Source organism: Dolichospermum sp. UHCC 0260 (assembly GCF_009711985.1).
In the GTDB taxonomy this organism is placed as follows: domain Bacteria; phylum Cyanobacteriota; class Cyanobacteriia; order Cyanobacteriales; family Nostocaceae; genus Dolichospermum; species Dolichospermum lemmermannii.
Window position 1 is genome coordinate 1 of sequence record NZ_VIKZ01000013.1, and the last position, 10,920, is coordinate 10,920.

Below are 10,920 nucleotides of genomic sequence, written 5' to 3' on the forward strand. Positions count from 1 at the left end.
TGGGTTGTACATTAAAAACTTTTCAAACATCCTCTAAGAGAGATAGGACAAAACATAATTCATTTCCCTATTATCCAATGCCAAAAATTAGTATTAATCAGGTTGAGTAGAGGTCGAAAAACTTTCCTGAAAACTTAACTCCTCATATACAGCCAATGTTTCTTGGTGTACACGGGCAACATTTAACCATTCTAGATTTTCCTGCGATCGCTGTTTCCATTCCTGAAGTATATTTGCATCACTCAATAATTTCACTAATGCCTGAGCCAATTGATGACTATCCTGGACTGGCACTAAGATCCCCGCTTTGCCATTATCTAACGCCTCTGGAATCCCGTCCACCTTCGTAGCCACAATTGCCAGCCCTGCTTCTCTCGCTTCCGAAAGCACCAAACCAAAGGGTTCACGGTGGGAAGCCAAGACAAAAATATCACAGGCTAGTAAATAACGTTGGGGTTCAGGCTGAAACCCTTCAAAGTGAATCCGATGACTCACAGTCGTTGCTTGGGCTTGAGACTCAAATATTTGTTTATCTGGACCATTTCCCACCAAATATAAATGTACTGCGGGAAAATCCTGGGCAATTTCTTCAAAAGCCGCGATTAACTCAGTAATTCCTTTTCGTTTATACATTCCTGCTACGGTAATAATTGCAGGATGCTCTAAACTTAAAGGTTGATAATCGGATATTTTCCGAGTCCGCAGACTACCCAATGTCCCATTACAAATTACCCGTAATTTATGTTCAGGAATTCCCCGTTGCACCATCGAATTTTTGACAGCCTTACTAACAGCAATTACTCGATCTGCTAAACCCATCAATAAGCTACTCCGTTGAAATTCATTATGAACAGTAGCCACTAAAATATATCCATTCTCCCATCTCAAAGCCCGTGCTAACACCACACCAGTCATCATGTGAGCATGAACTATATCTGGTTGAAATTCTTGCACAATTGTTCGATAAGCTACTGCTGCCCTAATTATATTTATTGGCTGACGACTTTGGTTAATTTCGTAATGTTTAACACCAAATTGATTTAATAATTTTTCGTATTCTCCCCCCGCCGAAATTACTGCTACATCATCACCAGATTGGGATTGTAAACAAGCCAGATCCACAGCTACATTAACAATACCATTACCGATTTCCTGGACATGATTTAATATATGGATGATTCGCATAAAGTTAAAAATGTGTATCAAAGCTTAAATACATTTTAGCAACAAAATATCAATGATTTAGTAGTCAGTAGCCCAATTTTAAAACTCTTGTTTTTTCAGTAAGTAGGTTGGCGTTGAAAATTGTTGTTATGGCACTAGTACATCACGGCGTAAATAAAGCAACCATATTCAATCGCCAAAAAGCCTACTGTATATTAGTTTTGACTTTTGACTTTTGACTTTTGACTTCCGCCCTGCGGTACTAGGCTTGAGGCAATCATGCAAGAGTAAAGAAGTTTTCAGCTATTTTACGTTTCTTTACACAGGTTGGTTTTATTATGTCCACCTACTTAAATAAAAACTCAAAGTAGTCATCATAACTTAGCAATTACTAAATTTCATCCATCTTAAAATCTGAACTCATCATGGTTTATCGTCAGCTACTTATGAACAAATAGCAGGATAACCCTAATATTCATCCATTTCGGTCGCGTTAATAATTCCTGTTTATTATATATAAAGTTATTGTAATTAGACTGTACTGTAAGGAACACATATTCAACATAATTTTAAATTAGCAAGGGAACGGGGAACACGGAACACGGAACAGATTCCCTACGGCCTTGCCCTAAGGATAAATATTCATGCCCACCTACTTACAACAATGGTCATTACGCTTGGGATTGTATGAGTTTAATCGCTGACGGGATGACAAAAATGGTTAACCCTTACAACATGGAGTTGATAGAAGTTCTAAAACGGGCAACAATGGCAGATTATGTCCCCCAGGTTTACCCCGGCCGAGTGACTCTATTTACAACTAAGGAAGTATTAAGATGGTGTCGTTACGAGGCAGATAGAGGTTGGAAACATCTGGTTCAGGAGGGGTTAGATATCCATCATCTGCCAGGTACACATTTAGGTATGCTAGATGAACCTAATGTACAGATTTTAGCAAAAAAATTGCAAGTTTGCTTAGAACAGTCACAGGAAAACCACTGGAAGCATCCGAAATTGGAAAAAAATCAAGAACCATTATTCGCTGTTTCTTCTCGCTAAATCGGAAAACCTGTAGGGGTGGGGTTTCCCCACCCTGGGTTGTATGGAATTAGACTAATATTGAATAATTTGTAAATTTTGTGACACGGGGTGAAATACCCGCTATTTATACTGCAAAAAATCAAGGCGATAACCGCTCGATTTTCCAGCCGCCATCATCTACACGAGTATATAACAGGCGGTCATGTAAACGACTGGATCTTCCCTGCCAAAACTCAATTTTTTGGGGAATCACGCGAAAACCACCCCAATGAGGAGGACGAGGAACTTCCTGATTTTCATATTTAAGCTGAAACTCCTGTAATTGTGCTTCTAAAATTTCTCTACTTGCAATTACTTCGCTTTGATTAGAAGCCCAAGCACCTAGCCGACTATATGCAGGACGAATTTCAAAATAGCTATCAGATTCTGCTGAAGAAATTTTTTCCACAGTCCCCACAATTCTCACCTGACGTTCTAGTTCAGCCCACCAAAAAACTAAAGCAGCATGGGGATTTACCGCAAGTTCCTGTCCTTTTTCGCTATTGTAATTAGTAAATAAGACAAACCCCCGTTCATCAAAATCTTTGAGTAATACCATTCTCGCCGAAGGCTGACCATCTGCTGTACAGGTAGCCAAAGTCATGGCATTAGGTTCAGGTAGCTGGGCTGCTAAGGACTGAGTAAACCAAATTTTAAATTGTGTAAACGGATTTGGATTAATTTCTTTTTCACTCAAATCTTGTAATGTGTAGTCTTTGCGAAGATCCGCTATGCTTATATCCATTTTTGTGATTTCCTCAAATTTAGATCGAAAAAATATTTATGATCAAAATCAGTAAATTGTTTAGACAATAGGGAATGAATGGAAGTTACAGGAGTATGGCTAAAGCCACGCTGCGTTATCATTCCTTTCCTACCTCAAAAGCCCCTGCTTATACATTAAATCAGATGCGCCGTTCTGCTTCTCTGCAAACTCTATTAATTTATGGACTCAGTGGACCAATTATCGCCCTCAATATCTGGCTACTGTCTGTATTATTTCGTTTTTTCCAAAATCCAATTACTATTCTCAGTATTGCGGCAATTCTGGCTTTTTTACTAAATTACCCGGTTAAGTTACTTGAGAAAGTCAGAATTACCCGCACTCAAGCGGTAATCATTGTTTTACTACTAACTTTAACTTTGTTTATTGTTTTGGGTGTTACTCTCGTACCCATGCTAATTGACCAAACCATTCAACTTTTAAATAAGATTCCGGATTGGTTGGCGACTAGTCAAGCTAATTTAGATCACTTAGAAAGTTTAGCAAAGCAGCGGCGCTTATCTATAGACTTAAAGCTGGTAACAAATCAAATAAATGCTAATATTCAAAATCTGGTACAGCAAATAGCTTCAGGGGTAGTAGGATTTGCAGGAACACTATTATCAGGAATACTGAATGTAGTCTTAGTCATCGTTTTAGCTTTTTATATGCTTATATATGGCGATCGCGTTTGGTCTGGTTTAGTTAATCTGCTACCATCTAATATTGGTATTCCCTTTAGCCGATCATTGCAGTTAAATTTCCAAAACTTTTTCCTAAGCCAATTATTGCTGGGACTGTTCATGGTCATAGCCCTCACACCCATATTCTTATTTCTAAAAGTCCCATTTGCTCTCTTATTTGCCATTATAATTGGTATTTCTGGACTTATTCCCGTTGTTGGCGCAACTTTAGGCATTGGTTTAGTCACAATGTTAGTATTAATCCAAAATTGGTGGTTAGCCTTTCCAGTCGCTACAATGGCAGTTATCATGCAACAAATTAAAGATAATCTGTTAGCTCCAAAATTAATGGGTAATTTTATCGGACTCAACCCCCTGTGGATTTTTATCGCCATTTTAATGGGATTTGAAATTGCCGGATTATTAGGAACACTCGTTGCTGTGCCAATTGCTGGGACTATCAAAGGCACTTTTGATGCCATCAAAAGCAGTAACCATAGCGATTTTGTCTCAAATTTTCGAGTTAATTATGGCTCAGAATTTCAAGAAGATAAATAAGTTGGGCATGGGGTATTGGGCATTGGGCATTGAGAAAATTCTTCTTTCTTTCTTCCTTCTTCCTTCTTCTTTCTTCTGACTCGTGAACTCCTGATAGCGAAGCGTGGCGTTAGCCATACTCCTGAACTCCTGGTATATTAAATTTTAAATTAATGGATGCAGCCGAATTATTAGAAAAAATTACACACCTGATTGAGCAAGCTGAAAAAGGGGAAATTGACCCTTGGGACGTGCGAGTTATTGAGGTGATTGATCATTACTTGGAATTAATGTCCCCAGAAGCAAAAACCATCAGAGGCTACGAAAGTGACTTATCTCAATCTGGACAGGCTTTTTTATCAGCATCAATGCTCGTATTATTTAAAGCTAATACATTAGTTCAGTTATCAACAGTATATAATACTCCAGAAAAAGTTTCAGATGATACACTATTAGGAATTGAAGACGGCTTGTTATATCCGGCCCATCGTCTGCACCTAGAGCAACACTTGCGTCGTCGTCCGGCCGCTATGCCACCGCCAAAACGTCGGGTGACTTTGCAAGAGTTAATAGACCAGTTGCAAATTATGGCCAGCCAGCTAAAACTGGTAGAGAAAGTTGATAAACCTAGGCGGCTTAAAGGTCGGCCTAGTGTGCAGACCATGCGAGAAGCTCTAGAGTTAGCGCACCAAGAAAATTTAACCCAAGTCGCGTTAGAAATAGAGCAGGTGTTATATGGTGCTGCTAAAGAGCAAAATTCAGAGGAACAATATTGGAATCTAGAAGAACTGATAGATTTATGGATACAGACAAAACAACCAGAGAAAAATGGGGAGCATCATGAATCAGAACACGGTAACTTAGTTAGCGTTTTTTGGGCTTTACTACTGCTATCGGCTCAATCTAAGGTAGAACTATTTCAAAAAGAATTTTACCAGGAAATTCAAATCCGCTTACCTAGCTAAAAGCAAGGGGCAGGGGGAGAATAAATTTCTATCTATTCCAACTGACAACTGTACGGGCGAAGCATTTGGAGAACTATTTTTGGCAATGACCGATAATTTATCTTCCAAATGCTTCGCCCCTACTGACAACTGACAACTGTACGGGCGAAGCATTTGGAGAACTATTTTTGGCAATGACCGATAATTCATCTTCCAAATGCTTCGCCCCTACTGACAACTAACAACTGTACGGGCGAAGCATTTGGAGAACTATTTTTGGCAATGATCGATAATTTATCTTCCAAATGCTTCGCCCCTACTAACAACTGACAACTGACTAAGGAATAAAATTTTATGAAAGCGATGATTCTTGCAGCGGGAAAGGGTACTCGTATCCGTCCCATCACATATACAATTCCCAAACCCATGATTCCTATTCTGCAAAAGCCAGTTATGGAATTTTTACTGGAGTTATTACGTCAACATGGATTTGACGAAATTATGGTCAATGTCAGCCATTTGGCGGAAGAAATAGAAAGTTATTTCCGTGATGGTCAGCGGTTTGGAGTGCAGATTGCCTATTCTTTTGAAGGTAAAATTGATGATGATGGTAAACTCGTCGGCGAAGCTATTGGTTCGGCCGGAGGTATGCGGCGGATTCAAGACTTCTCACCATTTTTTGATGACACATTTGTAGTGTTATGTGGTGATGCTTTAATTGATTTAGATTTAACTGCGGCGGTAAAGTGGCATAAATCCAAAGGGGCGATCGCTACTATCATTACCAAATCAGTTCCCAAAGAAGAGGTTTCTAGCTACGGTGTGGTGGTTACTGACGAAAATAATCGCGTTCAAGCTTTCCAAGAAAAACCTTCAACAGAAGAAGCCCTTAGCACTAATATCAATACAGGTATTTATATTTTCGAGCCAGAAGTGTTTAAATATATACCCTCTGGAGTGGAATATGACATTGGTAGCCAGTTATTCCCCCAACTTGTAGCAGATAACGCCCCTTTTTATGCTATTCCCATGGATTTTGAATGGGTAGATATTGGTAAAGTTCCCGATTATTGGCGAGCAATTCGTGGTGTTTTATCAGGAGAAATTAAAAATGTCCAAATCCCCGGACATGAAGTCGCTCCCGGTATTTTTACTGGGTTAAATGTATCTGTAAATTGGGATAAAGTTGATATCACTGGACCTGTTTATATTGGGGGAATGACCAAAATCGAAGATGGGGCAAAAATTATTGGACCAGCAATGATTGGTCCAAATTGCTGGATTTGTAGTGGGGCTACTGTAGACAACAGTGTAATTTTTGAATGGTCGCGTTTAGCTCCAGGAGTCCGCTTAGTAGATAAGCTGGTGTTTGGGCGTTACTGTGTAGATAAGACGGGAGCATCTATTGATGTGCAAGCTGCGGCTTTAGATTGGCTAATTACTGATGCTCGGCAAACTCGACCTTCAGAAATACCTTTAGAACACCAAGCGATCGCTGAATTATTAGGAGCAAATGCTAATTAGTTAGTTGTCAGTTGTTCATTGTCAGTTGTTTTTTTTGACAACTGACAACTGACAACTGACAACTGACCACTGACTATTAACTATTTAAGTAAGTATACCGTTGTAAACTTTGCTCATAAGTTTGTAGTAGTCGCTGAGATTCTGTTATAGTAATGTGCTGTTCTTCTAAAGCTCGCTCACACCGTTGGCGAATATTTTCTATCATGTCCTCAGCATCATACTGGACGTAGCTCAGAACTTCACTCATGGTATCGCCCTTGACAACGTGTTCAATTTGATAACCTTTGGGTGTTAAATTAATGTGAACAGCGTTAGTGTCACCAAAAAGATTATGTAAATTCCCCATAATTTCCTGGTACGCTCCATTCAGGAACATTCCCAGATAATAAGGTTTCCCCGGCTCAAATTCGTGCAGTTCTAACACTGATTTGACATCTCGCAAATCTATGAAGCGGTCTATTTTCCCATCACTATCACAGGTTAGATCCGCTAAAATTCCTCTCCGGGTTGGTTCTTCATCCAGCCGATGTATAGGCATAATGGGAAATAGTTGATCTATCGCCCAACAGTCCGGTGCTGATTGAAACACGGAAAGATTGATATAATAAATGGAAGCCATGATTTTTTCTAGGTCTTCCAACTCATCAGGTACGTATTCTTCCTGACGGATCAGAGTTAAAACTTTTTGACAACAAGCCCAGTAAAGACGCTCGGCTTTAGCGCGTTCCTTGAGGCGCAAAATTCCTAAGTTAAAACGACTGATGGCTTCCTCTTTGAATTGAGCCGCATCGTGATAGAACTCTTGGTAATTTTCTTTGTTGATGGATTGGTAGGTTTCCCAGAGATATTTAATGATTGGGGATTCTCCCTCTTGGTGAGGAGAAGGGGGATTAAGGGGGACATCGCTGGTGCTGAGAACATCAAAGATTAAAACCGATTGGTGGGAAGAAATCGCCCGGCCACTTTCACTCACTAATGTTGGTACGGGAATATGCTTTTCATCACAGGTATCTTTTAACTCTGCCACGATGTCGTTAGCATAGTTTTGCATATTGTAGTTTTTCGAGGTGTAGAAGTTGGTTTGAGAGCCGTCGTAATCTACACCCAAGCCACCACCAACGTCTAAATATTTCATATCTGCCCCCAGCATGGCCAACTCCACATAAATGCGGCTGGCTTCTTGGATAGCATCTTTAATGACATTGATAGCAGAGATTTGAGAACCAATGTGAAAGTGTAATAACTGCAAAGAACCGAGTAAGTCGGCTGCACCTAATTTTTCCACAGCTTCCATAATTTCGGGAATTGTCAAGCCAAACTTAGCGCGATCGCCTGTGGAAGTTCCCCAACGCCCCATTCCCTGGGTACTTAATTTCGCTCTTACTCCCAAGATGGGTTTAATGCCTAATTGACGGCTGACCGCAATGGCCAAATCTACCTCTTCAATTTGCTCTAGGACGATCACTGGTGTTTGTCCTAGTTTCTGGGCTAACATCGCTGTTTCGATGTATTCCTGGTCTTTGTAGCCGTTGCAAATTAACAATGCGCCTGGCGTATCCAACAAGGCTAGAGCAATCATTAATTCTGGCTTAGAACCTGCTTCTAAACCAAATTGATGGGGTTTACCAAATCTCACTAAATCTTCGATCAGGTGGCGTTGTTGATTGCACTTAACGGGAAATACTCCCCGATATACCCCAGGATAGTTATAGCGAGCGATCGCTTTGGCAAAACAAGCATTTAATCGCTCAATTCGGTCTTCCAAAATATCGGAAAACCGGATTAACATAGGTAGCCCCAAATTACGCTGCTTTAAAGCATTTACCAACTCGAACAAGTCTAATGACCCACCACGTTCACCCTTGGGGGAGACAGTCACATGACCAGCCGCATTAATCGAAAAATAAGGCTTTCCCCAACCTTCAATCCGGTACAGGTCTTCACTATTCTCAATTTTCCAAGATAGAGGTAAATCTCCCGTAATTGGACTAGGGACTAGTAGTTGCTTCTGTTTTTGGCGTTTCAATTCAGCTTTATGCCCATTAGACGGCATTTTCACAATTTCATCAGCGGTTGACTCGACACCCATTTCTTCCTGACCTCTGTGGTTGCCTACGAAAATAATAATTTAACAAAATAGTCTGGTAAGGGATATACAACTAGAAATAATTTCTGATTAAGAATTAGTAATTAGGGGCTGCTGAATAAACCTAGAACTGAGATATATCAAGAGTTTGAAGGTAAAAAAGGTGAATCAGGTGCAAGGAATAAGGGTTGAAATCAGCAAAAACCTATCACTTGACCAGATTCAATACTATTCTTCTCTTCTTCTAATTCTTCCTCCTGACTCCTGACTCCTGACTCCTGACTCCTAGCCCTCACAGACAACTTTTTCAGCACCCCCTAATTATAAATATCGTCATTACCATGCTGCGCTACCCGTAGAGGGGTAACTAAGCCTTGCTGCGTCTTTACTAGCCAGAAAAGAAGACAATTTTTTTCTTGTTCCCTTATCTCTGCAATTTTTAGGGAATATTCACAAGACTACTAGACAAAAGACATCAATACAACTGACAATTAACCCATCAAAATTTGATTATGTTTTTGGAGACAGATTTGGAACGCACATTTTTAGCAATTAAACCTGACGGTGTACAACGCGGCTTGGTGGGTGAAATTATCCGCCGATTTGAAACTAAGGGCTTTACCCTAGTGGGCTTAAAGTTTATGAAGGTTAGTAAAGAATTAGCGGAAAAACATTATGATGTTCACCGTGAAAGACCTTTTTTCCCTGGTTTAGTGGAATTTATCATTTCTAGTCCAGTGGTAGCCATGGTTTGGGAAGGCGAGGGCGTTGTGGTAGCAGCCAGAAAAATTATTGGCGCAACCAACCCTTTAACAGCAGAACCAGGCACAATTCGCGGCGATTTTGGCGTTAATGTCGGTCGCAACCTCATTCATGGTTCTGATGCTCAAGAAACCGCCCAAACAGAAATTGCGCTGTGGTTTAAGGAAGAGGAATTAGTTGCTTGGCAACCTCATTCCGCACCTTGGTTAAATGAGTAATTAGGGATGGGTAATGGGTAATGGGTAATGGGTAATAAAACTGTTACCTGTTACCTGTTCCCTACCTAATTACTTCAAGACTTCGGCTTTTTCCTTTTCTTCTGGAACTAACTCCACAACGGTGCGTTTAGAGAAGCCCCAGGCTAAGATGATACCAATAGCTGTCACCATGAGCCATTGTGGTGGGACTAAATCATCGTTGATGACTTTTAATAACAGACGTAAACCTACAAACGCTACAGTGATGTAACCTGCGTCTTCTAAGTTTGCATATTCATCTAACCAGCGGATAAATAATCCAGCCATGAATCGGAGGGTGACAATACCGATGGTTGTACCAGTGATTACTAACCATGTTTCTTGAGAAACGGCGATCGCTGTGGTTACACTATCCAAGGAAAAGGCTAAATCGGTAAAGGCAATCACGGGTATAGCTTGCCACAGAGATTTAAAACGTGGTCCGTGATGGTGATTGCCCTCATCTTCTTGGGAACTAAAGTGTTGGAATACTAGCCATAAGAGATAACCAGCGCCCAATAGTTCAAATTGCCAAAATTTTTGTACCCAAGTAGCTGTTAACAATAGGGTGATTCGGAGGACATAAGCAAATACTAAACCAATGTTTAGGGCTTGACCTTCTAGTTTTTTGTCTTCTAGTCCTTGGGCGATCGCAGCGAGGGCGATCGCATTATCAGCCGATAGCACTGCCTCTAAAAACACTAAGATTAAGAGGACTATAGAAGCTTCGATGCTGAAATGAAAATCTAGGTAATTAAATATTTGGTCTAACATTCCAATTTCTCAGGCAAAAATCAAGAATTTACAGAATTAGAGCTTAAAAGTTTTTATTGTAGAAAGTACAACAAATTACAAAAAGGCAGGAGTTAAGAGGCAGGGGGCAGGAGGTTATGAGTATCAATTAAAACTAAAGTTGCCGGGTTTAAAGCCCAGTTTAAAGAAAGAATTATACTAAGACGCGCAGCGGGTTAGCGTAGCGGCACTTCCGCGGTAGCGTCTCGCAGAAAAGTGCAGTACAAAGCGCCCTTGCTTCAATCCCACTATGAGTAAGGGTGGGTTCCTCCTGCCTCCTGAATACTTTCATTTATTTTAACCTGCATTTAGCCTAGTCTTAATGAGTAATTTCCGTCACCACTCTAGA

At 40.4% G+C, this 10,920-nt stretch carries 11 protein-coding genes; 5 read left to right on the forward strand and 6 right to left on the reverse strand.

Annotated elements, in window-relative coordinates; genetic code table 11:
* Positions 1 to 93 precede the first annotated feature (93 nt).
* Positions 94 to 1,185, reverse strand: a complete 1,092-nt coding sequence (locus tag FJR08_RS07290) for a glycosyltransferase (RefSeq protein ID WP_168632710.1) — start codon at positions 1,183 to 1,185, stop codon at positions 94 to 96.
* A 666-nt stretch (positions 1,186 to 1,851) separates the two neighbouring features.
* On the opposite strand from FJR08_RS07290, the gene FJR08_RS07295 reads away from it, so the two are divergent.
* Complete coding sequence (locus FJR08_RS07295) at positions 1,852 to 2,223, forward strand: hypothetical protein (protein ID WP_174783022.1); 372 nt, start codon at positions 1,852 to 1,854, stop codon at positions 2,221 to 2,223.
* Positions 2,224 to 2,344: 121 nt separating this feature from the next.
* Here FJR08_RS07295 and pdxH read toward each other — a convergent pair whose 3' ends face one another.
* Positions 2,345 to 2,989: a pyridoxamine 5'-phosphate oxidase gene (gene pdxH / locus FJR08_RS07300; RefSeq protein WP_168632711.1), complete on the reverse strand. Its 645-nt coding sequence runs from the start codon at positions 2,987 to 2,989 to the stop codon at positions 2,345 to 2,347.
* A gap of 164 nt (positions 2,990 to 3,153) precedes the next feature.
* Here pdxH and FJR08_RS07305 point away from each other — a divergent pair, with 164 nt between their 5' ends.
* Complete coding sequence (locus FJR08_RS07305; protein WP_015080119.1) at positions 3,154 to 4,248, forward strand: AI-2E family transporter; 1,095 nt, start codon at positions 3,154 to 3,156, stop codon at positions 4,246 to 4,248.
* Here FJR08_RS07305 and FJR08_RS23150 read toward each other — a convergent pair.
* A complete protein-coding gene (locus FJR08_RS23150; RefSeq protein ID WP_217357491.1) occupies positions 4,225 to 4,365 on the reverse strand; it encodes a hypothetical protein in 141 nt (46 codons plus the stop codon). The genes FJR08_RS07305 and FJR08_RS23150 overlap by 24 nt on opposite strands.
* A gap of 35 nt (positions 4,366 to 4,400) precedes the next feature.
* On the opposite strand from FJR08_RS23150, the gene FJR08_RS07310 reads away from it, so the two are divergent.
* Positions 4,401 to 5,192 carry a segregation/condensation protein A gene (locus FJR08_RS07310; RefSeq protein ID WP_168632712.1) on the forward strand — a complete coding sequence of 264 codons (792 nt, stop codon included), beginning with the start codon at positions 4,401 to 4,403 and terminating at the stop codon, positions 5,190 to 5,192.
* Here FJR08_RS07310 and FJR08_RS07315 read toward each other — a convergent pair.
* A complete protein-coding gene (locus tag FJR08_RS07315; protein WP_254435711.1) occupies positions 5,181 to 5,381 on the reverse strand; it encodes a hypothetical protein in 201 nt (66 codons plus the stop codon). The genes FJR08_RS07310 and FJR08_RS07315 overlap by 12 nt on opposite strands.
* A 144-nt stretch (positions 5,382 to 5,525) precedes the next feature.
* On the opposite strand from FJR08_RS07315, the gene FJR08_RS07320 reads away from it, so the two are divergent.
* Complete coding sequence (locus FJR08_RS07320; protein ID WP_168632713.1) at positions 5,526 to 6,695, forward strand: sugar phosphate nucleotidyltransferase; 1,170 nt, start codon at positions 5,526 to 5,528, stop codon at positions 6,693 to 6,695.
* A gap of 76 nt (positions 6,696 to 6,771) precedes the next feature.
* On the opposite strand, the gene speA is transcribed toward FJR08_RS07320, so the two are convergent.
* Positions 6,772 to 8,784: a biosynthetic arginine decarboxylase gene (gene speA, locus FJR08_RS07325; RefSeq protein WP_168632714.1), complete on the reverse strand. Its 2,013-nt coding sequence runs from the start codon at positions 8,782 to 8,784 to the stop codon at positions 6,772 to 6,774.
* A 527-nt stretch (positions 8,785 to 9,311) separates the two neighbouring features.
* On the opposite strand from speA, the gene ndk reads away from it, so the two are divergent.
* Complete coding sequence (gene ndk / locus FJR08_RS07330; RefSeq protein WP_168632752.1) at positions 9,312 to 9,761, forward strand: nucleoside-diphosphate kinase; 450 nt, start codon at positions 9,312 to 9,314, stop codon at positions 9,759 to 9,761.
* Positions 9,762 to 9,830: 69 nt separating this feature from the next.
* On the opposite strand, the gene FJR08_RS07335 is transcribed toward ndk, so the two are convergent.
* On the reverse strand, positions 9,831 to 10,553 hold the full coding sequence (locus FJR08_RS07335) for a TerC family protein (RefSeq protein WP_168632715.1): 723 nt from the start codon (positions 10,551 to 10,553) through the stop codon (positions 9,831 to 9,833).
* Positions 10,554 to 10,920 lie beyond the last annotated feature (367 nt).

Coding starts and splice junctions, on each gene's coding strand:
- speA (WP_168632714.1), bottom strand. CDS start 8,784: ATGGGTGTCGAGTCAACCGCTGATGAAATTGTGAAAATGCCGTCTAAT.
- FJR08_RS07320 (WP_168632713.1), top strand. CDS start 5,526: ATGAAAGCGATGATTCTTGCAGCGGGAAAGGGTACTCGTATCCGTCCC.
- FJR08_RS23150 (WP_217357491.1), bottom strand. CDS start 4,365: ATGGCTAACGCCACGCTTCGCTATCAGGAGTTCACGAGTCAGAAGAAA.
- FJR08_RS07335 (WP_168632715.1), bottom strand. CDS start 10,553: ATGTTAGACCAAATATTTAATTACCTAGATTTTCATTTCAGCATCGAA.
- pdxH (WP_168632711.1), bottom strand. CDS start 2,989: ATGGATATAAGCATAGCGGATCTTCGCAAAGACTACACATTACAAGAT.
- FJR08_RS07305 (WP_015080119.1), top strand. CDS start 3,154: ATGCGCCGTTCTGCTTCTCTGCAAACTCTATTAATTTATGGACTCAGT.
- FJR08_RS07295 (WP_174783022.1), top strand. CDS start 1,852: ATGAGTTTAATCGCTGACGGGATGACAAAAATGGTTAACCCTTACAAC.
- FJR08_RS07315 (WP_254435711.1), bottom strand. CDS start 5,381: ATGAATTATCGGTCATTGCCAAAAATAGTTCTCCAAATGCTTCGCCCG.
- FJR08_RS07310 (WP_168632712.1), top strand. CDS start 4,401: ATGGATGCAGCCGAATTATTAGAAAAAATTACACACCTGATTGAGCAA.
- FJR08_RS07290 (WP_168632710.1), bottom strand. CDS start 1,185: ATGCGAATCATCCATATATTAAATCATGTCCAGGAAATCGGTAATGGT.